Origin of the sequence: Klebsiella sp. KE9456, assembly GCF_043832615.1 — a bacterium.
In the GTDB taxonomy this organism is placed as follows: domain Bacteria; phylum Pseudomonadota; class Gammaproteobacteria; order Enterobacterales; family Enterobacteriaceae; genus Klebsiella; species Klebsiella indica.
Window position 1 is genome coordinate 20,186 of record NZ_JBDYQK010000028.1, and the last position, 24,937, is coordinate 45,122.

Consider the following 24,937-nt stretch of genomic DNA (forward strand, 5'->3'; position numbering starts at 1 on the left):
GAAAACAAAAAAGAAATATTTTAATGATGAAGTTTGAAAATAGAAAAACCAAAAAGATCTCTATCTTGTTATATTAAGTTATTAAATCCTCGGGAAGTCCCGAGGATTTAAAATATAAATAATTAATCTAACCACTCAGTATGGAATACACCTTCTTTATCAGTGCGTTTATAAGTATGCGCTCCAAAATAATCACGCTGAGCCTGAATCAGGTTAGCCGGCAGCACTGCAGAGCGGTAGCTGTCGTAATACGCAATAGCTGCAGAGAAGGTTGGAACCGGAATACCATTCTGCACCGCGTAGGCAACCACATCACGCAACGCCTGCTGATACTCATCAGCAATTTGCTTGAAGTATGGCGCCAGTAGCAGGTTAGCGATACCCGCGTTCTGTTCATAGGCATCCGTGATCTTCTGCAGGAACTGAGCACGAATAATACAGCCAGCACGGAAGATTTTTGCGATCTCACCGTAGTTCAGATCCCAGTTGTATTCATCGGATGCTGCACGCAGTTGGGAGAAACCCTGAGCATAAGAAACAATCTTGCCCAGATACAGAGCACGACGAACTTTCTCAATAAACTCAGCTTTATCACCCGCAGTTTGCGCTTGCGGCCCGGTAAGGACTTTTGAAGCGGCCACACGCTGATCTTTCAGGGAAGAGATATAACGAGCGAAAACGGATTCAGTAATCAGGGATAGCGGTTCACCAAGATCCAGAGAACTCTGGCTAGTCCATTTACCGGTACCTTTGTTGGCCGCTTCATCCAGAATCACATCAACCAGGTATTTACCCTCTTCATCCTTTTTGGTGAAGATGTCTTTGGTTATATCGATGAGGTAGCTGCTCAGTTCGCCTTCGTTCCATTCGGTAAAGGTCTGCGCCAGTTCTTCGTTGGAAAGCGCCAGGCCACCTTTCAGTAAGGCGTAGGCTTCTGCAATCAGTTGCATGTCACCGTACTCAATACCGTTGTGAACCATTTTGACATAATGGCCCGCACCATCCGCACCGATATAGGTTACGCACGGCTCGCCATCTTCTGCCACTGCGGCAATCTGCTTAAGAATCGGAGCAACCAGCTCATAGGCTTCTTTCTGCCCGCCGGGCATAATCGATGGACCTTTGAGAGCGCCCTCTTCACCACCGGATACACCAGTACCAATGAAGTTGAAGCCTTCTGCTGAGAGCTCGCGATTACGGCGAATGGTGTCCTGGAAGAAGGTATTACCCCCATCGATGATGATGTCACCTTTATCAAGATACGGCTTCAGGGAATCGATGGCACTATCAGTGCCTGCACCCGCTTTCACCATTAACAGGATACGGCGTGGAGTTTCGAGCGATTCAACAAACTCTTGCACCGTATAGTGTGGGACCAGCTTCTTGCCTGGATTTTCGGCAATCACTTCTTCGGTCTTTTCACGAGAGCGGTTGAAAACGGAGACGGTATAACCACGGCTTTCGATGTTGAGCGCAAGGTTGCGCCCCATCACTGCCATACCGACAACTCCGATCTGTTGCTTGGACATTACATACTCCTGTCAGGTGTGACACATTAAAAAATGAAACTTATCATATGTCCAAGAGCATCGCCATGACCCCTAGACATTCGAGTTTGGCATATTATGTGCTTAACTATATCTAAAATAAAGTAATATTGCCCTCAAAATTCTATAGTGAAATCTTGGCTATAGTATCTCAGCAATATCATTAATGCTTGAAGATATAATACTCTTTGCCTGATTAACAGAATGATTTAACTCAACAATGGTATCACTTCCAAACAAATTCAAGACTTCGCAAATAGAAGTAACCTCAATAGGAGTATCGAAAGGAGGAACACTCCATGTATTGAGGAAAGATGTTAATTTAGCTATGTCTTTATTAATAGAAAAATGTGGAATTAAGAAAGACATTGCCGTAATAACACCATGCAAACTAGTACCAAAAAATGCAGAAGAATGTGAAATGATATACATGATTTCCCAAACATTCAAGTCATCAAATAACAGAATATCATTCTGAACTAAAGAATTAACTTTTTTTAAGAAGAGAAGATCATCATGACCACTTGCATATCCAATCGGTAGTAAAATAACTTGTATATTTCGTTCAAAAATTATTCTATCAATTTCTCTCGCCAGTTCTTCAGCAGAAAACTTCACTTTATAAGGGCATGCTTGTATGCATATATATTTTTGTTCATTCAATATTTTAAACTCTTCTCTAACCTCACGTTCAAAAAAGTCATCATTAATAACACTTGAAGCTAGCAATACGGAATCAGGAACTAATTTGGGGTTAGAATACTCAGATATGTTATCAAAGGTTCTCTGATCTCGGACAGATATATAATCAGCGTCAATAATCTTATGTTTCTCACTCGAAGGAGGATTACCGCCAACCGTATTATATACAATTTTAATACTCTTCTTAAAAGAACTTCTAGAAGGTAAATAAGGATAATTCCATACCGCATGATAACTGTATTTCGATATTGTGTTTAATAATGGAGGGCAAATGCGACCAATGAGTCTCAAAAATCTTGTCATGAAAGTACTATGTTGAACATGAGTATACAAAACACCAACACTTGCACCCAAAACCTCACCACCAACTACAATTATAGTTGCTCCTTCAGCAACAGTATTTAAAACTTCAAGCATTGGTTTTGTTGGCATACACTTATAATATGACAAATCTGAAGCTTTAATAGAAGAGTAGACAAATTCTACATCAGTAAGTTTATCAGAGTGGAATTCCCGTAAATATCGTTCTAAAAGGATCGGCATCAAATTATCCCCATAATTGTACCGATCAAATGCACCATACAAAACAACTTGTCGTTTCATTAAATTTTACCTAAATAATTTTTAATTCGAACAAATGTACCCGGCAGCCATAGTGCTTTAGATTTCTGGTAAAAAGCAATTCTCGTCCGGCAACTTAAAACATCAAAAAAATAACCTGCACAAGCATAAGCAATTAAAGTAGCATATACTGATCCAACTGCACCATATAAAGGAATCAAAGCAAAATTTAAAACCACACCAATTAACAAACCTAAAATATTTCTATTAAGTGCAAATTTTTGCAACCCTTCATTTATATACCAACGTCCACTGGCTGAACTTAAAAAATAGAAAATACTAACCCATGAATACCATTTAATTAACCGTGAGGCTTCAGTATATTGTTGACCAAAAAGAGTGCTAATAATCATGTCAGAGGAAAAAGTTACAGCTAAAGCAAGGATAACACCAATGATAACCAATATATCGTATAATATTTGCAATTTCTCATTATATTCATCCTCATTTATAAATTTTGCTTTTATAATTTTTGGAAACATTGTCGAAACAATCGCAATCGGTATAAAATACCAAATTTCAACCATTTTAACAGCGACAGAATAAACACCTACAGCAGCATCCCCCAATATATTTCCAATCATTATTTGGTCGATCCTCATATAAAGCATCAACGCAACCCCCGACAACACTAATGGCCAGCTAATTGAAAACAATCTTTTTGCCTCAATTATGCTAACATTCCATTTAAAAGTGGATTTTCTTTTATAAAAAAGGAAAAGCAAGACAGTAACAAATAAAGATTCCAATGTTACCGTTGAGGCAATTGCCAAATAACCACAGTCAAAATAAATGATACATATTTTAATAGCGGAACTAATAAAGAATGATATATTTTGAGCCCATACCGTATATTTAGATGAAATAATAGACTCAAACCAATATTTGATAACATCAGACGATCTTAGCATTACAGAAGGAAGCATACATAGCACAACAAGGAGTAAATTCCATTCATTTGGTCTTAGTACAATTACGGTTAAAACCACTAGTATTGATGCAAACAAACTACCAATTAGTTGTAGTACAAAAGAAGTTCCCATAATTATACATGGGGAAATTTTATCCTGTACTAATTCTCTTACAACAACACCATTCATTCCTAAAGAAGCAACTGCTGAATAAATTGCAATCATAGCGTAAGCATAATTAAAAAGGCCAAAACCATTTGGGCCCAAGTACCTAGCAAGCCATACGCTTACAATAAATCCCAGCCCAAGTCTAATAATACTATCCAGCATAAGCCAAATAATATTACTCATTGAGTTATTTTTACACAAAAGAAACAGTTTATTCATTATAGCGAAAACTCACTGGTAGGGATTAACTAATAAGATTAAGTTTTAGTACAAAATCATAGACTATTATCTTTATAGAATGATATAAAATTAACATCAATACATATGAATGAATAACAATCGCTAAGAATATATGATATATTAACTAGATGGTAATCTACACATATAATAAAAAAAGAACTAAAACTTAGTTTTACTGAACATAATCAATAGGCTGCTTTATGAACAAACCCTTTAAATATTGTCAAAAAAACTATTTTCAGATCAAACCAAAGACTCCAATTGCGAATATACTCTAAATCGTACTCAATTCTTTTCTCCATTTTCTCAAGAGTATCAGTTTCACCTCGCCAACCATTAATCTGAGCCCATCCAGTTATACCAGGTTTAACTTTATGCCGCAGCATGTATCCCTGTATTTGAGAACGATATAATTCGTTATGAGCGACTGCATGAGGGCGTGGTCCAACAATCGACATTTCACCGCAGAAAACATTAAAAAACTGAGGAAGTTCATCTAAAGATGTACTTCTTAAAATGCGACCTACAGGTGTAATTCTGCTATCTCCTTTCGTTGCCTGAATAACGTCCTGACCATCTTCCATAACCTTCATAGAACGAAACTTCCAGACTTTGATAGGTTTTCCATCAATGCCATATCTATTTTGTTTAAAGAGAATAGGTCCCGGAGAAGTAGTTTTTATTATTATTGATATAAATGCTAAGACAGGAGAAATTAATAAAATTATTATCGATGAAAGAACTATATCCTCCAAACGCTTAACTACCATATTAATACCACTTAACGGAGTATCAAATAATGGTACAACTGGAATACCATTAATTTCTTCAGTGCGAGACTGTAAAATATTAAAGGTAAAAATATCAGGAATAATAATAACAGAACAGGTAGTATCCGTAAGTTTATTAATTAAATACTTAATCTTAAGCTCATCTTTCATAGCCATAGATATGTATATCCGGTCAATTTTTTGTTTCTTCGCATCTTGAATAAGCTTATCAAAAGGGCCGAGGTATGGAATATTTTCGGTAGCTACTACTGGCTTATCATTGTAGATACCCAAAACAATGAGTCCTAACCATGGCTGTTCTTTAAAACTTCTAGCTAAATTTAATCCTACAGGCAAGTCTCCAGCAATTGCTACATAACGATTGTTGTATCCCAAATTTCGCATAAAGCCGACAAATAATCTTATTGCTGTTCGAGCAATTATAAAACCAATACATACAACAGAAAACCATTCAATTATATAGAAAAGAGAATTATCTGTCGTACCAAAATCGAATAAAGACATGATACCTAAACTAATCAATAAACTAAAAAACCAATTTTTTAAAATAATAATTATTTCATCCTTGAGTTTTGTTCCTCTCCATGAACGGTAAAAATCAGTAATACCACCAATCATTTGAAATATAACAAGAGAGATCAAAATAATTAATATCTTCGGATAATCGAAATCAAAATCATTGAAAAAACAAGTAAGATACAATCCTAAAAAAATAATTATAATATCTGAAAATCGTTGAGCCATAGATATCAACGATGCATTCGGCCTCACTCGTACTTTGCTTGCGAAAGTTTTCATTTAAGTAGCTCAATAAAAATTGAAGTATATTTACATAAATTAACTTAGTAGAGTATAGACAACAACTCTCAAATCAAAAATATTATTTTACCCACTTACTTAACATCACATCGTATTGTTTTAGAATATATTCCCAAGTAAAATATTGGTTAAATCTACATTTTGATATACTCTCAAGTTCAGAGCACAAATCCTTATCTACAGATAATCGGTCAAATGAATCCGAGCACGATTCTGAAGAATTAAAAAATATACCTGCATCACCTACTACCCAGCGGTTAAATTTATTATCATGGGCTATAATTGCATTTCCAGCGCCGAGCGATTCAACTAGCGAAGGATTAGTCCCTCCAACTCTATGGCCATGAACATATGCGAGGGAATGAAACCTCAATGAGGCAACTATTTTTGCATCATAAATAGCACCAAGAAATATTACATTTGAACTTGCAGCATCACGGATTTTTTTATGATAAGAATTATTATTAAAATCATAATTCCCAAGCACAACTAATTTTTCTTTTCTTTGCTTCGTTGAAAAACCTTGGACGATCTCTAAAATTGAATTTTCAGGTTCAGCTCTAGCAATTACCAAAAAATATTTTTTCCTTTCTAAAGAATATTTTTTTAAAGCGTTAATATCTGAATTATTCTCAGTAATTAAGTGAGCGCCATATGGTATCATTGTAATCTTTTTACTTCTAACCCTTGTTTCAAGATGTTCTTTGATCTTAGGATGATCAGCAATTAAATGACTACCAAACCAACATCCAAAGCGTTCATTTAACCAAAACCACATCTTTGCAAAGATTCCCCACTTATCTCGTTTCCATTCAATACCATCCATATTTATAATATTTTTGCGTCTCATAATTAAGTAGACAAAATTAAATATCGCGGTATTATATCCAAGGGTAAGTATTAATTTATTATCTTTTAAGGAATGAATTATAGATTTTAAATCAAAAATTATAGTCCCCATAGCTCCCTTATTTTTAATTGGGATGTGAATTAATTTTATATTATGCCATGAATCTATATAAAACTCTCCTGAATCTTCTTGGCAATAAACGGTTACCTGCCATCCTTTATCAACAAGATACAATGCCAAATTCTCAGCAAATGTCTCAAAGCCACCATGCGCAGCAGGAATACCTCTAATACCTGTAATAATAAGTTCTTTCACTTAGTCTCCCCTAAAATAATTTTTTTTAATGAATTTTGATATTTTTCTTCAGAAAAAGTTTTTTCATATTCTCTTCGTGCATTTTGCGAAAGCAACAAATATTTCTCTTGACTGCATTCCACAGTCTTCATAAGTGCGGCCTGCAAACTTTCAATGTTATTCGGCTCGAAAAGAAAACCATTGACACTATCTGATACAATTTCTGACAATCCACCATGATCTGCAGCTATAACCGGCCTTGCAGCAGAGAATGCTTCAATAGCAACACGTCCGAATGGTTCAGGCTTAGTGGAGGGAACAATAATGTAATCAGCCCATTGGAAATGTTCAATAGGATTTTTAGTAAAACTAAAAAATGTAATATTTTCAGTTAAACCGTTATCATTAACTTTTCCAACTAGTTCGGTCTGAAGATTTTCGTAGCCTTCAAATACACTCCCGACTATACGAATGTTAAAACTAAAATCATCTTTTAATTTTAACTTAAGATTAGTTAAAGCATTAATTAATAAATGGTGCCCTTTCCAAGTATTAATCCTGCCAATCAACAATATTTTAATAATTTTATTATCTGATCCAGGAAAATATTTATCTTCTAATAATAGATCCGACACACCATTATAAACAACCTCGCCTGGAAGATTAAATGCTTTTTTTGTAGCTAAGGAATTATATATAAGTCGAACACCTGCAATAACAAATAATAATTTAAATATGCTCAATTGTTTTGAAGATGGTATTTCTCTTACATGACAATAAATTTTTTTCTTTTTTGTGAATCTATATAAAGAAGACACCATAATTGCAGAAAACATAACTATCGTATTTATATAGATAGTGTCATATCTATCAAATATATTTTTATAAAAAAAAATGGCTTTTATAGAGTTGATCAAAAAAGAAAAAGGCTTTTTTAAATCATTTTTCCGCAGAATTCCTTTGTTATAGTATATAACATTTATACCTGCATTTTCCAGTAGTTGAGATAAGTCACCATAAAAAGGCAGTATTACATCAACACTCCGTTCATTATTAATACCTTCTACTGCACTAAAGAAACTTCGATCTGAACCATATAGTTCGGAGCTTTGGTGTATACATAAAATTTTTTCCATACAACCCCAATACCTCTTTATCTTATATTAAATACATTCACATTAGCTAAATATTAACTTTAAAAACACAAAGTTTTTTCTTATTAAAGTATATTTAATGCTAAAGAGACATTTATATAAAAATAATCGATATTTATAATAAGGGATATGTTCATAAATAATCTTCCTAGCTTTAAAGAGATTATCGAAACGCTTGTATTGTTCTGAGATTGGCAAACTTTTATCTCTTAATGCTGATTTGTGTTCCATGGTGTAAGGTAATACATACTTTTTATAACAACTGTTGTCAAGATCAAGAAAGAATTTTGTATCGACACCATAAAAACTTAATCTCTCATCGAATTTAGGCAATTGCTCATATCCACTGATTGAAATCATAGTGCCACTCATCATAGAAACTATATTTTTTTTACTAACAATCCCACATGATATGGTTGGTAATATAGCACCACGGACACCAACTATTTTACCGGGTGATATCATCACATTTTCATTATATATTTTAGGGATTGCCACTTTGATATCATTATTTATTTTACTTTGTGATATGAATTTTTTAACACAATCCATATACTCATCATCAATTATTGAATCATCATCAAGGATAATTATCCAATCAAACAGCCCTTTATACGACTCAATTACAATATTGTAAATAACTGAAAGGCGTTCATTTTTACCAATATGATTAATTAGTAAGTTATTCTTTGGGAATATAGAATGAACAAATTTTGTATCAAATCCATTTATTGAATTATCCCATATATAAAAAAAAGGCTTTATATTTTTCCCAAAATAATCTATCTTACACAAACTTTTAACAGTGCTTGTATCTTCCGGTGGTGTAGAATATATAATGCATAAGAATAATATTTTATCCACTGATTTCTCCTGTCGTGAAATACAATATGTTGGATGTTGTATTAATGGATAGACTTTAATATTTGTTCTAAATACTTTAGCCCATATTGCTGAGTAGGCTCTATATATGAACCTTCTCCAAATTCATTCCAGCAACAAATAACTATATTATTCAATGTGTTATTCGGGTAATTTTTGAGCATTTGCGTCGCATCCCGAATCATGTTACCAAACTCATAGGGAGAGCTAAACGACAAGTCATGCTCAGGGTATTGACTACCGCCCCATGGTCTGCGATCCCAACCAGAAGTTACTGGGATAATATAAGGTAAAGGACTTGCTCTAAGTATAGATATCCATGTTTTCTTATATCCTTTAGCAAGATTCAAATAGCTTGTAGAAAATCTTTGAAAAGAACCTTTTTGATCTACTCCTATTTGATAGTTATAAGCACTTATCGCGTCATATGTTTTATCAGGATATTTATACTCAAGATTTTTATTTTTATTGTAACCAGATGAACCAATAAAATATATACCTTTATAGCCTCGCTTTTTTGCTAACATTCTTGCATGATCTAACAATCCTTTTGTATTTTCCTTAAAATCCCTAGCATTATCCTCTAACCTACCAGATGAAAATATGAAAACTACTGGCATCTCATTTATAGTTAAATATTTATTGTTATTAAAATAATGATCTAACCAATAATTTACGATATTATCAAACTCCCCCAAGCTTTGAGGAGTGCCGGTATGATTAGCCCATAACAAAGCAAACTTAACCTTAGTATTTTTAGAGTTTCTTAAATAGGAATCGATAGCAAATGTCCGATTTTTTACCCCAGTTTTTTTATCCCAATACCAATCATAAGCGATATAAGTGATTCCATATTTTTCCATCCACTCAAGCTGCTGTTTAATAACATTATCTTCACCCTCTTTGTACCAACCTAATATAGGTCTCCTTTCTGGATATTTTTTTATTGGCCCCCACGTATCAATACCTGGTTTTTTCCATCCAGGATAATAGTAAACACCTACTTCCGTTGCATAGCACTTTGCCAAGATTAGCATAAATGACACTATTGAAAGAATAAAATATTTACATACAACCTTCATTATATACCCTCACTTTAAAGAAGAATTAACAAATACTGTCTCCTTTAGTATTTGATATATATTTTTCAGCAAGAAATAAGCCTAGCAAATTTACACTGTAATATAAAGATCCAGCCACATGCTGGAAACTCATCGCAAGTAACATAACTGGAAAGGCCGTAAAAATGAGCCCCACCAGAGGAAAATATACATTGTCAGCGTAGATATTATCTCTAAAAATCTTTACATATCTCATTATGAAAAAATAGATAAAATATAAAAATGGTAGCCCAAATGTCAACAGGCCATATACATAAAAAGAATCAAACATTCCCTTATACCCACCAAACCCTACACCAATAGGATTGAAGGCTTCTAGAAGATATATATACTGTGCCAATCGGCCATAAGAAGACGTATCAACTGAATCCCCAAGAATATAAATAATGATAAACATGATAAGTGAGCAAGCTGTAGCAAAAATGAGTGTAAGTTTAGGTCTAAATTTTATCATCACATTTTGCCTAAAGCATAAATGGTAAAATATTATATTAAATACTATAATTATAAAAGCAGTTCTCACTTGACTAACATATACCCCTAAGAAGCAAATAATCATAGATACTATACTATAGAGGAACATTTTTGCATTGTTAAATTTTATTGAATTTAACAATGTTAGATAGTAATAGAAAAAAAACATTCCAACAATAAATGAAAACTCCAAGGCACTAACAAAAAAACCAGATGATCTCAGATTCCCATTCCTAATAATTTGATAAACAGCCATTCTTGACTCATAATCTGCATTATTCCTCAAATTCAACTCTATTAGGAAATCATATCGCCAGGAACTCTCAACGTTTCCGTTGAAAACATAATAATCGTAAATGGCTTTTATCGCATTTAGTATAACTAGAAAACCAATAAACTTTATAAGTTTGTGTCCATCATTGAAATTTATAACCCTAGTTCTAACGATTAAAAACATAACCAGCACAGGGACACCAACATCTCTCCAGTCAAGTATTGATCTTGCAAATCCATTACCTTTAGCAATACCATAAATAATGTAAACTAAAGATACGATCAGAAACGAAATAAAAAAGAGATTTATTCCCTGTTCATTTTCATTTGATGTTTTTTTCTTTTTATGTACTTCAAATAAAAATAAACGGAGTAATAAAGATATCATCAATACATCAGGAAAAGATTTGATAACATAATTAACAACATCCTGACTTAATCCCATATTATAATTTAGATAGTCGATTCCAAAATAATAAAAAAATAAAATATAAACCGCCATTTTTTTATATTTTGATAATACCACTATCGGGGTAAATAAATTTAAAATACCTGAGAAAAGTAATAATGTAAATGTGAACATGTATACCCCAACAGTCTAAACTTTCCATGAACAGTTTATCCAGAAACTTGACATGACTATTTCACTTATTCTTCTTTGTTTCGACGTTAATTCAGCTTTTCGTGTTTGATACTAAAATAGCAGTATTGTATTTATTACAATACTGCTTGTTTATTATTTATCGCGTTCTGAATATGAATAGCCGTAATGATTATAACCGTAGCCATAATAACTACTAGCTTTTTTCACTACACCATTAAGAATACAGCCTTTAACCATAACCCCACTTTGTTCAAAACGTTTAAAGCCAACCTCAATTTCTTTAGTTGTGTTCTGCTCAAAGCGTGCGATCAATAAAGTGGTACCAACATAATGACCAATAATCGCTGCATCAGTTACAGCTAATATAGGCGGGGTATCTAATATAACAATATCATAATGCTCACTTGCCCAATTTAACAGTTCCCCCAATCGACGATGCATTAATAACTCAGCAGGATTAGGTGGCACAACTCCTCGGGAAATATAATCAAACCCAGCTATTGAAAAGGTTTTTATTGCATTAGGGATCTCAATTTTTCCAGAAAGAATATCGGAAAGCCCATTATCGTTATTTAAATTAAATAACTTATGGGTATAACCTTTGCGCATATCTGTATCAATAAATAAAACTTTCTGTCCCGTTTGAGCAATTACCGCTGCAAGGTTAGAGCTGACGAAAGTTTTCCCCGCATTTGGACTGGCACCGGAAATCATCAATACATTGTTTCGCGCTTCCATCATAGCAAAATGAAGACTGGTACGCAGACCACGAATCGCCTCAATAGCCAGATCTGCCGGGTTTTCAACAGCTAAAAAGCTTTGATATTCGCTCTCTGCTTTTTTCTGTAGTCTAAGAGACTGCGCGCTTCGTTTAGCAAAAGTTTCCGAAACTGGTATGCTGGCATAGACATTAATGCCTATCTCTTCCAGCTGTTCTGGGCTTTCTATTCCCCTGCGTAAGAATACTCGTAGCAGTACCAATCCGACTGATACTATCCCCCCCAAAATAATTCCAACCAATAAAACAATTACTTTTTTCGGTTTTATCGGCTTAGGTTGGGCAACAGCATTATCAATAATCCGCACGTTACCGATGGCACTGGATTTAGCTATATTGAGTTCCTGTTGACGGTTCAAAAGCTGCATATAAACCGCTTGACCAGAATCAACATCCCGACTTAACTGTAATATATCCTGCTGCGTTTTTGGCATGGCTGAGACACGTTGATTAAGCTTTGCCTTTTCTTCCTGCAAAGTCTGACGTTTCTCCAGTAATGCCTTATAGGTCGGATGTTCTTTGGTGTATAGCTGGGAAATCTCAGATTCGCGAAACGTAAGCTCATTTAACTGATTATCGACATTCACGATCTGCTCAAGAACCGACTTTGCTTCTAAAGAGAGATCAACCGAGTCTTTCTGTCGCCGATACTGATTGAGTTTATCTTCCGCAATATCTAGCTCATTGCGTACCTTAGGTAGCTGTTCGTTAAGAAACTCAAGGCTTTTAGCATCCTGCGCCGCCTGGCGCGCCACATTTTGCGCCAGATAATTATTACTGATACTATCAAGTATTTTTTCCAGCAACTGCGGATCAGAACCTGTTAATGACAGAGTTAACATTCCTGTATCTTTCCCCTGATCGGCGACTGACAACACCTCTTGCAAGTCTGTAATCGCTTTCAGCTTACTCACATAAGAAATGATAAACTCAGAACCTGGTTCTGCATCAATACTGTCAATCTTGAGCGCAATACCATTGCCATCCAATAAGGACCCTACAGCTCCCGACATCTGCTTATCGTTAAACGTGACGCTATAGTGGTTTTTATCCTTTACGACAAGCTCCAAATTAGGGATATCGAGGTCACTATCTGAGGGTAAATAGAGTCTGCTAACTTTTAAACTACCTGATTTTTGCCCGGTTAACCTCGCCCAGCCCTTCCCCACTAAAGGGAAATAGTCCTGTTCTACCTGGGCCTGCAAATTCAGATCATCAACCGTTTTTCCCAGAATCATCCGTGACTGCAACAGCGCAATTTCCGGTGCCGACTGCGGTTGGCTATCCGGTAACATCTGGCTTAGACTATTAAGGATCGCATTGCCCTGCTTTTGCTCAACCTGCAATAACGCATCGGCCTGATAAACAGGAGTAGCAAATAGCGCATACAGAAGCGCCACTAATGTAAATAACGCGGTAACAGAGATAATTAACTTCCTGTGGTCGATAAGTTCACCAACCAGACGCCCTAAATCGATTTCATCCGCCTCTTTCTCGACGGCTCTGTTTTTCACTGATGACATGCAATGATTCCTGATAATTATGCGCCCAACTTCTCGACCCAACGTAAGCCAGCCTGCTCAATCAACTGATATACCGAAGCAAAGGCTTCATCACTTTTTCGATAAGGATCTGGGATTTCCTTTTGACTTATCCATTGGCCAAACAGCATCGTTTTCCCTCTGACTTCGGGGACGATCCGCCCAATTTGTTCCAGATGCGATTTTTCCATTACCAGAATCAGATCATACTGTCGACCCAGCGCGGAGGTAAATTGCCTTCCCTGATGTCCCGCTAATGAAATACCGTGCTTTTCCGCAATCTTTATTGCACTCTCATCGGCGCTATGGTCGACCAAAGCACTAGTCCCTGCAGAATCTATTTTCTTATCCGGCAATGCCTGCCGTAAAAACCGTTCACCAATCGGCGAGCGACAAATATTCCCAGTACAAACCACAAGAATCGAGTCAAACATAATCAATTCCAATTTCTAATAAAGCGGACAGCTTCAGTCATATCGTGTACACCGGTTATGGTCGGAACCAGCTGTGAAATGACACGATTCCAGCGCACAAGCGGTGCAGCAGTGACATAAACAATATCATACGGCTGTAGCTGGAATTCAGTGCCTAACACCATTGCCGAGGCATCTAGGGCATTAAGCTGATAGATATTTGCAATCTTACCTTGCTTATCGCCTTTTAACTGACGAATAACAAATACCCCCGTAGCATCGCTGAATGATTGCGACATTCCTTCCGCATTACCTAAAGCTTCAGCCAGGGTCATCCCACTGCGGTCCATCTTCATGGTGCTCTGTTTGCCCACTTCGCCCATTACAAACACTTTCAGGTCATCGTTGCGCGGCACAAATAAAATATCGCCGGGGTACAATAAATGGTTCTGAGTGAGATCGCCTTTCTGCATGAGTGCATACAGTGAAATTTTGGTATCTTTACCATTGTGAGTTAGTACCACATTACGCCAGTCGGCATCAGGTGCAAGCCCACCAGCAGCGTTAATCGCATCCATAACCGTTAGCGGGATATTGGTGATAGGCTGCTGTCCAGATTTTACCACTTCACCAGTAACATAAGCTTTTTGTGAGCGGAATGCAGCTACACTAATGTCCACCTGAGGACTCTCAATATAGGTAGTCAAACGGCTGGCAATCTCCTGGCGTACCTGACTGAGCGTTTTACCTGCTACCTGAACCTTACCAATATACGGATAGAAAATCGTCCCGTCTGAGTTCACCCAGTTACCGGTATCGCTGGCGCTGCGGTACTGCCCAGCAGGCGTGGTCAGTTCCGGGTGATCCCATACGGTGACCATTAGCACATCGCCAACGCCGATATGATATTCATAGCTTTTTAGCAGACTATCTAACTGCGGATTAGAGCGTGCAATCACCGGTTCAGGGCGCAGTTGCTCCACAAGCCCCGGCGTCATGGGGTAAACATTCACCAGCTTATCCAGGTCGTAATCGCTATCCGGTAGCTCAACCACATTCTTTCGCAGGCTGTTTAACCCCTGGCCCGGCATAATCGTACAACCTGATAAAAACCCTATCGCTAATGCCAATGCAGAAAATCTAACAATTTTTTTCGTCATAATGTCATATCATCAATAAACCAAAAGTTTTTAATCCCCTGACGACAGCAAGTTTTCCCGCCGCTGTGTTAAGGCTATAAATTAAAGGGAATTTCAATCCCGGCGCTGGCACCCACATCATCGCTATCGCTGTTATCTGCATCGGTGTACCAGAGAGACGTATTCAGGCGCACAGATTTATACACATCGCCGCTCCAGCCTAACTGGATCCCTTTAAGGGTATCCGCTTGCGGAAAAGCCTTATTGATCGACTGATTTTTCGGATTGACTTTTACATAAGCCAGACGCGCACTCCAGCGCTGGTTTTCTTCGGTGACCAGTTCAACTTTACCGGCGAAGAGCTGACCATCACCGCCCATCGCATCTCCGAGTGAATAGCCTTGCTGATAGTAACCATCTTTATAGATATGATGAGTATAACTATAGTTGGTCCGGCTCATATTGGTACGCGTATCATGGGCTTCCACATACCAGTTCACCGCATCCTTACCCCAGCTGTGGTGCCCTTCCACGCCGCCCAGGAACATATTTGCGGATGGCAGAAAGCCGGACTCGTCCTCACCAATCATCTGGCCATAGAAGCTCACTGGCCATCCGAGAGTTGGCTCCAGCTTGAATTTAAAGTCAAAACCAGCAAGCTGGTTACCAGGTTCGTTAGGATCGTTTGCTGCTGTATTGTCTTTACCGGTAAAACCATCCCAGAAATTGCTTAACGACTCCGGTCTCCCCTCTCCGCCCCACTGCATAATGCGCGATGCGCCCAGTTCTAATGACTGGAACGGCGCAAAGGTCAGACGACCACCGATAATCTTGGTGTGGGGCACGGCGGTATATTGATTCATCTGGCTGGCGGAAATCTGATACTGCCACGGGCCAATCCAGCGCAGCCACCAGGTTTCCGGCGCGGCCTGTTCGGCGCGCTGCATTAAAAAACCGGTCATCGGGCGAGCGGCATCCCCACGAATCAGGCTGCCTTCATAACCCGGCCCCCACCACTGCGGCATCTGACCAAAGGAGAGCCACTGGTTCCACAGCTTCACCGCGCCATAAGCGCCGTTCGCGTTAAAGCGTGAGCCGTTGCTGATCCGTTCGTCGCCTTCAACATTCCCCTGCAGGTGAACATCCCACCATTCGCCACTGTTGTTAAAGGCTAGCGACAAAGAACTATCGGCAGGCTGGTTCTGACCAAATCCCTGCGGCGTGCCCGGCTTATCGGTTGAGGTATAGCCGCTTACGCGAAAATCCGCTTTTAAAGCACCGAGACGTTGGTTGATTCGCGCCAGAACAATCTGTTCAGAAGAATAGGACGGTTTTGCTTTTTTTAGCGCCCGGTTAATCTCTTCCTGGCTCAGCGGCCAGGTGGACAGGCTGAGGTGAATAACGCCACGATCGGAGAGCCATGCCAGGTCATTACGCAGCTCGTTGTCATTCAATACCAGGCCGGAGGCCCAGGCAAGTGAGCTGGTAGACGCAAGCAGTCCCAGAGCCAGTGCGATTCGCGTAATTTTTATCATTGAACAAGATCCATTTAAGCCCCGTTTCCGCAAGCCGATACAACAAGGGAAACACTGATAGACGCAGCGCTCTCTGGCGCCACCCCTGCTAAGTTCATGCGACAAATTTTGTTATGGCGGCAGCAAACTCAGACATGAACGCCATCCAGGGATCATACCTGCTCCGCTTTTAGCAGCGAGCCTGCCGTACATAAATGTAAGCGAAATTATCATTAAAGGCCATTCCATAGCAGAGCGCGCACAGAGATTTCTCCCGCATGCGTTATGCCAGTCAACAGCGGGCCTGCTGACAAAGACGCTAGTATATACAGCTTGTGGGGATAATCACCTGTGGGGGACGACTTTAAGAATTTTGTTCGCATGAGATGAGTGTAACAACAAACGGCAAAGCCCAGTCAGCAGGTACGCTACCGCCCGTGGCTTAACAGCTACCAATGCACTGTACTTCTTCGTTCATTTAATTCCGTTTAAATTCAACCGATCGCGTCAGCGAATCGGCAATTAATACAGCAAGGTAATCAATTTTTCGGCAATAAGTTTACGAGATTCTGCCGTCAATTGGGAGTGTAATTTTGATTATTTACTCCCATGCAACCGGCATAAGCAAAGGGTCTCATAACAATATTGTTTGCCGTCAAATACCTATAAACACATTCTAACCATCATCGCTTAAAAAATCGCAACAGCATGATTTTACTATCTTTTTTCCACATTAATTGTGTTGATTTACTTGCAAATTAATTATAATTAGTCAACTACAAGATTTAATAGTAAAAACAATTATATCCAACTGTTGTTTTCATTAATAAATTCGATATCTGGCCTGACACATTATTTAGGATACATCCTGGTTGATTATCATTATGCTAATTGTTGCGCACAATGTCATATCATCAATCTATTTCATGAATATGAAATGCGATACCGCCGCACGCCCCGCCATAGAGGGGCTCCATTCATACCGTGTGGCGAAGCGTACTCCCCACACCGTTGCCCGTTTCTGTCAGTAAAAACGCTTATGCAGATCGGCTCGGGTAAAGGGTTTGTCCAGCGGGCCGATCTTAACCGCAATCTCCGCTAATAAAGACTGCGTTGGCGCTTTTGCTCCGGTGTTCAACAGCAACACGGGAATGATCAGCACGCTTGCCAGGCTTCCCCACGACAGCGGCGCGGTATGTACGCCACTGGCACGCAATTGCAGCACCAGGAACAAGGCGCTTCCTGCCGCGCCTAACAGTAAACCGGCAACCACTTCCGAGGGTGAATGGGCATGAATGATTAATCGTGAGTAACCCACCAACCCGGCTAAGGCATAACCAAACAAAACCGAAAAAAGACGCACAACGGGTACAGCGCGTGAAGACAGCAGCCATAAAAGAATAGGCCAGAAAGCGGAGGATAATGCTGTGTGCCCGCTAAAACCGGTGAAATCCAGCTCGCGGTTCCCTATTCCCCACCCCATAAAGGCCAGTTTTGATGCGCAAACTATTGAGCCAGTAATGCCAAACACCAGCGCCCACTGCCAGGCCACCGACGTTGAATCCCTGCGCAATAAAAGGACGATAAACAACACGGCCGCACTGGGTAACAGCACGGTACTATCGCCAAAAAAAGTGACAAGCTGCCAGTTCATTTACTTTTCATCCTTTGACGATCTCTCCTGTCCGTAATGTCTATACTGCGACGTCAGTCCGGGCATACACATCCATGAACTTCACATTATTGTGCATACCTTACCGTTGTTTAATGTGCAAACATGATCCCAGTCAAGTTTTATTTTGCTACCGCACGCTACTCAGAACTTATTTTTTAAGAAAAATCCTGGTAAGTAGTTATCAGCAAAGATTAAATTCAGCTAGTCCGACCATTCCATCATGAGTCGCTCTTTTTGACTACCAGAAACCTCCGAACGTTTTTCGCCTTGCCAGGGCGATACAATATAACAAATTAATGTAACACATTGTTTTACATTGATAATTTATTAAGGCAAGTCGTCACAGCCATTCAGGAAAATAAACGGATTCGCGCCGCTGTTTATTAACAAACCGCGGCAACCGTTGATGTTTATATAGCCGTCATACTGCCCGTTTCCTGAGCGTGGGCAATAACCCGGCCCGTCTCAGGGCTTCGCTTTTTGAGCAAACACAAAAACTGAGCAAAAACGCCTGACGCATTTTTGCCCTGTAACGCAAATTATTCAGGGTATCCGTATACGCCTGAAAACACCGGGTACAAAATTACGCTAATAGCTTTTTAATACTCTCGCGGAATTTTGCCCCTTCTTTATGGTTACGCAGTCCGTAGTTTACAAAGGCCTGCATATAACCCATTTTTTTACCGCAGTCGTAGCTGTCGCCGGTCATTAACATGGCATCGACCGCCTGCTTTTTCGCCAGTTCGGCGATGGCGTCGGTTAACTGAATACGGCCCCAGGCGCCCGGTTGCGTCCGTTCCAGCTCCGGCCATATATCAGCGGACAGCACATAACGGCCAACCGCCATCAGATCGGAATTCAGGGTCTGCGGTTCATCAGGTTTTTCGATAAACTCAACGATGCGCGCAACCTGGCCTTCGGATTCCAGCGCATCTTTGGTCTGAATCACAGAGTATTCGGAAAGGTCGCCATCCATACGTTTTGCCAGCACCTGGCTGCGGCCCGTCTCGTTAAAACGCGCCACCATTGCGGCGAGGTTATAGCGCAGCGGATCGGCGCTGGCGTCGTCAAGGATGACATCCGGCAATACCACGATAAACGGATTGTCGCCGACGATCGGGCGGGCGCAAAGGATTGAATGGCCTAAACCAAGCGGCTGCCCCTGGCGCACGTTCATTATGGTGACGCCCGGCGGGCAGATGGCCTGCACTTCCGCCAGCAACTGGCGTTTTACGCGTTGCTCAAGCAGCGCTTCCAGTTCATAAGAGGTGTCAAAATGGTTTTCCACGGCATTCTTGGAAGAATGGGTCACCAGTACAATTTCTTTAATACCAGCAGCGACAATTTCATCAACGATGTACTGCACCATCGGTTTGTCGACAATTGGCAGCATCTCTTTTGGAATGGCCTTGGTGGCAGGCAACATATGCATCCCTAACCCTGCAACCGGTATAACTGCTTTCAAACTCACCATTATCATTCCCACCCATATGGTTATTAATCTATCGATTCCTGTCAGATTATTGTATCACTGGCATTTATCTATGATGATACACGGTTGATCACTCCCCTACTGTCAGTCAAATTCTGAAATTACAGATTAGTACTTAAGAATAGGCACAAAACTCGCAGATCAGTAGCCAGATTTGAGAAAATTCTTATGTGCATTCAACCAACTGCATTCCTCAATAATTACAAGAGGTTATAATTTTACCGTGTAATTTTAACGTATAAGATATAACGATAATACATATCTTTTGTCCCTCATTACGCTTTTGACACATGGCTATCTTTCAATATGAACCCGTGCAGGATAAGAGACCACTCATTAACCTCTGGTCAGGCAGAATAATCACTGATATTTATCATTTCATGATAAAATGCGCAAAATTAAGCCAGACTTGATGCATTTTACGCTCACTACGCGTTCTTCAATTTCGCTCGCTGAACACCCGGCTATAGTCAGCCGCTCAGATATTCATCACGCCTGGTGACTTTATCTTGTTGTGTCTATTTTTTAGATACACAAAATTAACCTCTGTTTTTTTTGCCATTTATATTGCCACATTATGATTTTGAGAATCCCATAAATATCGGGCTCCCCACCTTCAGGCGGCTGAGCACCCGTAGCCCCGGTAAGCGCAGCGCCACCGGGGAATAACAAGCCCATTTAGCTGTCATGCCCGCATTTTTGCCGGGTGGCGGCTGACGCCTTACCCGGCCTACTCACTGTCAGTCTTTCAGATGTGGCAGATATTTCCCCCGGTTTTTATCATCTTCAGCGGCCAGGCAGTTGCAGGTTTACTGCGGGCTCACCGCCGGGGGGTTGGGCGCATCAGGGAAACCTGGCGGGAACGCAGGCGCGCATCCAGGACTGGCCGCCAGGACGGCGGCCAGAGGGCGTGTCGAGACAAGGCCGTCGAGTCGCGCCCGGTCCGCCAGATGAAGCCAGAGTGGAGCGGACCGCGCAGCGGCAGGTTTCCAGCGCCATGCCGGGGGTGCAGGGGGACGGGCGAAACGTCCCCCTGCCCGTTCACTCGCAAGGGTCAGAAAAACTATCTGCGCATTCACAGTGAACGGAACAGCCCGCTGAACCAGAATGTGAAGCAGGTTTGAGCGTGATGCCGAATCTGTATGAAATTATTGTGCCCGCATTTTTGCCGGGTGGCGGCTACGCCTTACCTGACCTGGAATCCCATAAATATCGGGCTCCCCGCCTTCAGGCGGCTGAGGACCCGTAGCCCCGGTAAGCGCAGCGCCACCGGGGGATAACAAGCCCATTTAGCTATCATGCCCGCATTTTTGCCGGGTGGCGGCTGACGCCTTACCCGGCCTACTCACTGTCAGTCTTTCAGGTGAGGCAGGTATTTCCCCCTGTTTTTATCACTTTCAGCGGTCAGGCAGTTGCCGGTTTACTGCGGGCTCACCGCAGGGGGGTTTGGCGCATCAGGGAAACCTGGCGGGAACGCAGGCGCGCATCCAGGGCTGGCCGCCAGGACGGCGGCCAGAGGGCGTGTCGAGACAAGGCCGTCGAGTCGCGCCCGGTCCGCCAGATGAAGCCAGAGTGGAGCGGACCGCGCAGCGGCAGGTTTCCAGCGCAATGCCGGGGGTGCAGGGGGACGGGCGAAACGTCCCCCTGCCCGTTCACTCGCAAGGGTCAGAAAAACTATCTGCGCATTCACAGTGAACGGAACAGCCCGCTGAACCAGAATGTGAAGCAGGTTTGAGCGTGATGCCGAATCTGTATGAAATTATTGTGCCCGCATTTTTGCCGGGTGGCGGCTGGCGCCTTACCCGGCCTACTTAATGTCAGTCTTTCAGGTGAGGCAGAGGTATTTTCCCCAGTTTTTATCACCTTCAGCGGTCAGGCAGTTGCAGGTTTCCTGCGGGCTCACCGCCGGGGGGTTGGGCGCATCAGGGAAACCTGGCGGGAACGCAGGCGCGCCCGGTCCGCCAGATGAAGCCGGAGTGAAGCGGACCGCGAAGCGGCAGGTTTCCAGCGCCATGCCGGGGGTGCAGGGGGACGGGCGAAACGTTCCCCTGCCCGTTCACACGCAAGGGTCAGAAAAACTATCTCCGTATTCACAGTGAACGGAACAGCCCGCTGAACCAGAATGTGAAGCAGGTTTGAGTGTGATGCCGAATCTGTATGAAATTATTGTGCCCGCATTTTTGCCGGGTGGCGGCTACGCCTTACCCGGACTACTCATTGTCAGTCTTTCAGATGTGGCAGATATTTCTCCCGGTTTTTTATCATCTTCAGCGGCCAGGCAGTTGCAGGTTTCCTGCGGGCTCACCGCAGGGGGGTTGGGCGCATCAGGGAAACCTGGCGGGAACGCAGGCGCGCATCCAGGACTGGCCGCCAGGACGGCGGCCAGAGGGCGGGTCGAGACAGGGACGTCGAGTCCCGCCCGGTCCGCCAGATGAAGCCGGAGTGGAGCGCACCGCGAAGCGGCAGGTTTCCAGCGCCATGCCGGGGGTGCAGGGGGACGGGCGAAACGTCCCCCTGCCCGTTCACTCGCAAGGGTCAGAAAAACTATCTGCGTATTCACAGTGAACGGAACAGCCCACGGGACCGGAATATAAGAGTCCGGCACTGCGTTCGCCTCCCGGTCAGCACGGTGCCACCGGGGGGATAACAGGCCGGTTTTCGCTACCATGCCCGCATTCCTGTCAGGTGGCGGCTGGCGCCTTACCTGACCTGAAACTGACGGTGAACGGAACAACCCACTGAATCAAATGGGTAAAAACGAAAAATGCGCATGTTTTCCATAACTACTAAAATAGCGATTGCCATTGACCTATCAAACAAACGACAACACCGATGGCGCGCGTAACCGATCGGCATCAGCCAGATTCCCATCATTTAGCAATCAATCTGCACAATTATCGCAATGGCGATTCCTCACCTGATGCGCCGGAGAAGGCAGAAAACATTGCATTTCATCTCTGGCTTATTCATGATCGATTGATGGTACTTTTAGGTTGTAAAGGTTTTAACTGATTATGGAATGGATTGCCGACCCCTCAATCTGGGCAGGTCTCATAACGCTCGTCGTCATCGAACTGGTACTCGGTATTGATAACCTGGTCTTTATCGCCATTCTCGCGGAAAAACTCCCCCCTGCGCAGCGCGACCGGGCGCGGATAACCGGCCTGCTACTGGCAATGGTGATGCGCCTGCTGCTGCTGGCGTCTATCTCCTGGCTGGTCACGCTCACCAAACCGCTGTTGACCTGGCATGATTTGAGCTTTAGCGCCCGGGATCTGATCATGCTGTTCGGCGGTTTATTCCTGCTGTTCAAAGCGACGGTTGAGCTTAACGAGCGGCTGGAAGGGAAGGACAGCGATAACCCCACCCAGCGCAGAGGGGCGAAATTCTGGGGCGTGGTCGCGCAAATCGTGGTGCTTGACGCCATCTTCTCCCTCGACTCGGTGATTACCGCCGTCGGCATGGTTGACCATCTGGCGGTGATGATGGCCGCGGTGATCATTGCCATCAGCCTGATGCTGATGGCCAGCAAAGCCCTCACCCGCTTTGTGAACAGTCACCCGACGATCGTTATTCTCTGCCTGAGTTTCCTGCTGATGATTGGTTTTAGCCTGATAGCCGAAGGCTTTGGCTTCCCGATTCCAAAAGGATACCTGTACGCGGCAATCGGCTTCTCGGTGATGATTGAATCCTTTAACCAACTGGCGATTTTCAACCGCCGTCGCTTTCTTTCCGCCAATATGACGCTGCGGCAAAGAACAACCGAAGCGGTGATGAATCTGTTAAGCGGACGTAAGGACAATAATGAGCTGGACAGCGACAGCGCCTCGCTGGTTGCGGAGCATGACGACACCCCGCTGTTTAACCCTCAGGAACGGCGGATGATTGAGCGGGTACTGAATCTCAATCAACGTACGGTCAGCAGCATCATGACCTCGCGTCATGATATTGAACACATTAACCTCAGCGCCCCGGAAGAAGAGATCCGCGCCCTGCTGGATAAAAATCAGCATACCCGTCTGGTGGTCACCGGCGGTAATGACGATGATGATATGCTCGGCGTCGTGCATATTATCGACCTACTGCAGCAGTCGCTCCATAACCAGCCGCTTGATCTACAGGCCTTGATTCGCCAGCCGCTGGTATTCCCGGAAACGCTGCCGCTGCTGCCCGCGCTGGAGCAGTTCCGCAACGCCAGAACCCACTTTGCCTTTGTCGTCGATGAATTTGGCTCCGTTGAGGGAATTGTGACCCTCAGCGACGTGATGGAAACCATCGCCGGTAATATGCCTAATGAAGCGGAAGAGATTGATGCCCGCCATGATATTCACAGCAACAGCGACGGCAGTTGGACGGTCAATGGCCATATGCCGCTGGAGGATTTAGTTCAGTACGTTCCTCTGCCGCTGGATGAGAAACGCGAGTACCACACGGTTGCCGGTCTGCTGATGGAGTATCTGCAGCATGTCCCGCAGGAGGGCGAAGAGGTGGTAATTGACGGATATGTTCTGCGCACGTTGCAGGTTGAAAGCCATCGGGTGCAAAAAGTCCAGATAGTCCCGCCGGTGCAGGAAGAAGCAGAACTGGATTATGATGTGTAATGCCGCCGGAGAGGCAGCGTAAGAATCTTGCGAACGACGACGGGTGGCAAAGCTGTTTTAGCTATTGTGCCAGTCTGATTGCCGGGCGGCGGCTGACGCCTTGCCCGGCCGACAAAAGCGACGATCTCAATGTTCTGCCGATTTACCGCAAGCGGGTAGTGTAAACCCACCACACTTTGCCAAAAAATCGATAATCCGATGTAACAGAACCTTCTGCACATGGCGCACTAGCGGAATATCGAATATATTGTATATATACTCGTCATACTCCAGGTTGCTTATGTGTTGGTTTCGCTCATTAGCCCCAGTCACATTGCTATCTATGCTCCCGGG

Annotated in this window: 18 protein-coding genes; 3 read left to right on the forward strand and 15 right to left on the reverse strand. The window is 42.2% G+C overall.

Going from position 1 to position 24,937, the window contains the following annotated elements; translation table 11 throughout:
• Positions 1–122: 122 nt before the first annotated feature.
• The 15 genes from gndA to galF all read right to left on the reverse strand — a co-directional run bounded on the left by gndA (position 123) and on the right by galF (position 19,991).
• Positions 123–1,529: an NADP-dependent phosphogluconate dehydrogenase gene (gndA, locus tag ABK821_RS22035; RefSeq protein ID WP_395034144.1), complete on the reverse strand. Its 1,407-nt coding sequence runs from the start codon at positions 1,527–1,529 to the stop codon at positions 123–125.
• A 159-nt stretch (positions 1,530–1,688) separates the two neighbouring features.
• Positions 1,689–2,852: a polysaccharide pyruvyl transferase family protein gene (locus tag ABK821_RS22040; RefSeq protein ID WP_395034145.1), complete on the reverse strand. Its 1,164-nt coding sequence runs from the start codon at positions 2,850–2,852 to the stop codon at positions 1,689–1,691.
• On the reverse strand, positions 2,852–4,132 hold the full coding sequence (locus ABK821_RS22045; protein WP_395034146.1) for a flippase: 1,281 nt from the start codon (positions 4,130–4,132) through the stop codon (positions 2,852–2,854). The genes ABK821_RS22040 and ABK821_RS22045 overlap by 1 nt, the downstream gene beginning before the upstream one ends.
• 242 nt (positions 4,133–4,374) lie before the next feature.
• Positions 4,375–5,778 (reverse strand): undecaprenyl-phosphate glucose phosphotransferase, encoded by a 1,404-nt coding sequence (gene wcaJ, locus ABK821_RS22050; protein ID WP_395034147.1) that lies wholly within the window; start codon positions 5,776–5,778, stop codon positions 4,375–4,377.
• Between the two features lie 82 nt (positions 5,779–5,860).
• The gene (locus tag ABK821_RS22055; RefSeq protein ID WP_395034148.1) at positions 5,861–6,964 is read right to left on the reverse strand and encodes a DUF1972 domain-containing protein; all 1,104 of its coding nucleotides are present in this window, start codon (positions 6,962–6,964) and stop codon (positions 5,861–5,863) included.
• The gene (locus tag ABK821_RS22060; RefSeq protein ID WP_395034149.1) at positions 6,961–8,079 is read right to left on the reverse strand and encodes a glycosyltransferase; all 1,119 of its coding nucleotides are present in this window, start codon (positions 8,077–8,079) and stop codon (positions 6,961–6,963) included. Before ABK821_RS22060 ends, ABK821_RS22055 begins: the two co-directional genes overlap by 4 nt.
• A gap of 42 nt (positions 8,080–8,121) precedes the next feature.
• Positions 8,122–8,961 carry a hypothetical protein gene (locus tag ABK821_RS22065; protein ID WP_395034150.1) on the reverse strand — a complete coding sequence of 280 codons (840 nt, stop codon included), beginning with the start codon at positions 8,959–8,961 and terminating at the stop codon, positions 8,122–8,124.
• Between the two features lie 41 nt (positions 8,962–9,002).
• A complete protein-coding gene (locus ABK821_RS22070; protein WP_395034151.1) occupies positions 9,003–10,061 on the reverse strand; it encodes a glycoside hydrolase family 99-like domain-containing protein in 1,059 nt (352 codons plus the stop codon).
• A gap of 25 nt (positions 10,062–10,086) precedes the next feature.
• A complete protein-coding gene (locus tag ABK821_RS22075) occupies positions 10,087–11,430 on the reverse strand; it encodes a hypothetical protein (protein WP_395034152.1) in 1,344 nt (447 codons plus the stop codon).
• A gap of 153 nt (positions 11,431–11,583) precedes the next feature.
• The gene (locus ABK821_RS22080) at positions 11,584–13,752 is read right to left on the reverse strand and encodes a polysaccharide biosynthesis tyrosine autokinase (protein ID WP_395034153.1); all 2,169 of its coding nucleotides are present in this window, start codon (positions 13,750–13,752) and stop codon (positions 11,584–11,586) included.
• 17 nt (positions 13,753–13,769) lie between these two features.
• Positions 13,770–14,204 (reverse strand): protein tyrosine phosphatase, encoded by a 435-nt coding sequence (locus ABK821_RS22085; RefSeq protein ID WP_395034155.1) that lies wholly within the window; start codon positions 14,202–14,204, stop codon positions 13,770–13,772.
• Positions 14,205–14,206: 2 nt separating this feature from the next.
• On the reverse strand, positions 14,207–15,343 hold the full coding sequence (locus tag ABK821_RS22090) for a polysaccharide export protein (RefSeq protein ID WP_395034156.1): 1,137 nt from the start codon (positions 15,341–15,343) through the stop codon (positions 14,207–14,209).
• 74 nt (positions 15,344–15,417) lie between these two features.
• On the reverse strand, positions 15,418–16,857 hold the full coding sequence (locus tag ABK821_RS22095) for a capsule assembly Wzi family protein (RefSeq protein ID WP_395034158.1): 1,440 nt from the start codon (positions 16,855–16,857) through the stop codon (positions 15,418–15,420).
• Between the two features lie 1,003 nt (positions 16,858–17,860).
• Positions 17,861–18,490, reverse strand: coding sequence for a phosphatase PAP2 family protein (locus tag ABK821_RS22100; protein WP_395034159.1), 630 nt, complete (start codon positions 18,488–18,490; stop codon positions 17,861–17,863).
• 604 nt (positions 18,491–19,094) lie between these two features.
• Complete coding sequence (gene galF / locus ABK821_RS22105) at positions 19,095–19,991, reverse strand: UTP--glucose-1-phosphate uridylyltransferase GalF (RefSeq protein ID WP_395034160.1); 897 nt, start codon at positions 19,989–19,991, stop codon at positions 19,095–19,097.
• A gap of 2,844 nt (positions 19,992–22,835) precedes the next feature.
• Between galF and ABK821_RS22110 the strand changes: the two genes are divergently transcribed.
• Genes ABK821_RS22110 through ABK821_RS22120 form a run of 3 tightly spaced genes read left to right on the forward strand, consistent with a single transcriptional unit; the run spans position 22,836 to position 24,768 of the window.
• Positions 22,836–23,015, forward strand: coding sequence for a hypothetical protein (locus ABK821_RS22110; RefSeq protein WP_395034161.1), 180 nt, complete (start codon positions 22,836–22,838; stop codon positions 23,013–23,015).
• A 2-nt stretch (positions 23,016–23,017) separates the two neighbouring features.
• Positions 23,018–24,604, forward strand: coding sequence for a TerC family protein (locus ABK821_RS22115; RefSeq protein ID WP_395034162.1), 1,587 nt, complete (start codon positions 23,018–23,020; stop codon positions 24,602–24,604).
• A complete protein-coding gene (locus ABK821_RS22120; protein WP_395034163.1) occupies positions 24,604–24,768 on the forward strand; it encodes a hypothetical protein in 165 nt (54 codons plus the stop codon). Before ABK821_RS22115 ends, ABK821_RS22120 begins: the two co-directional genes overlap by 1 nt.
• The last annotated feature ends 169 nt before the right edge of the window (positions 24,769–24,937 follow it).

Coding starts and splice junctions, on each gene's coding strand:
- gndA (WP_395034144.1), bottom strand. CDS start 1,529: ATGTCCAAGCAACAGATCGGAGTTGTCGGTATGGCAGTGATGGGGCGC.
- ABK821_RS22040 (WP_395034145.1), bottom strand. CDS start 2,852: ATGAAACGACAAGTTGTTTTGTATGGTGCATTTGATCGGTACAATTAT.
- ABK821_RS22045 (WP_395034146.1), bottom strand. CDS start 4,132: ATGAGTAATATTATTTGGCTTATGCTGGATAGTATTATTAGACTTGGG.
- wcaJ (WP_395034147.1), bottom strand. CDS start 5,778: ATGAAAACTTTCGCAAGCAAAGTACGAGTGAGGCCGAATGCATCGTTG.
- ABK821_RS22060 (WP_395034149.1), bottom strand. CDS start 8,079: ATGGAAAAAATTTTATGTATACACCAAAGCTCCGAACTATATGGTTCA.
- ABK821_RS22070 (WP_395034151.1), bottom strand. CDS start 10,061: ATGAAGGTTGTATGTAAATATTTTATTCTTTCAATAGTGTCATTTATG.
- ABK821_RS22075 (WP_395034152.1), bottom strand. CDS start 11,430: ATGTTCACATTTACATTATTACTTTTCTCAGGTATTTTAAATTTATTT.
- ABK821_RS22080 (WP_395034153.1), bottom strand. CDS start 13,752: ATGTCATCAGTGAAAAACAGAGCCGTCGAGAAAGAGGCGGATGAAATC.
- ABK821_RS22085 (WP_395034155.1), bottom strand. CDS start 14,204: ATGTTTGACTCGATTCTTGTGGTTTGTACTGGGAATATTTGTCGCTCG.
- ABK821_RS22090 (WP_395034156.1), bottom strand. CDS start 15,343: ATGACGAAAAAAATTGTTAGATTTTCTGCATTGGCATTAGCGATAGGG.
- ABK821_RS22095 (WP_395034158.1), bottom strand. CDS start 16,857: ATGATAAAAATTACGCGAATCGCACTGGCTCTGGGACTGCTTGCGTCT.
- ABK821_RS22100 (WP_395034159.1), bottom strand. CDS start 18,490: ATGAACTGGCAGCTTGTCACTTTTTTTGGCGATAGTACCGTGCTGTTA.
- galF (WP_395034160.1), bottom strand. CDS start 19,991: ATGATAATGGTGAGTTTGAAAGCAGTTATACCGGTTGCAGGGTTAGGG.
- ABK821_RS22110 (WP_395034161.1), top strand. CDS start 22,836: ATGGCGCGCGTAACCGATCGGCATCAGCCAGATTCCCATCATTTAGCA.
- ABK821_RS22115 (WP_395034162.1), top strand. CDS start 23,018: ATGGAATGGATTGCCGACCCCTCAATCTGGGCAGGTCTCATAACGCTC.
- ABK821_RS22120 (WP_395034163.1), top strand. CDS start 24,604: ATGCCGCCGGAGAGGCAGCGTAAGAATCTTGCGAACGACGACGGGTGG.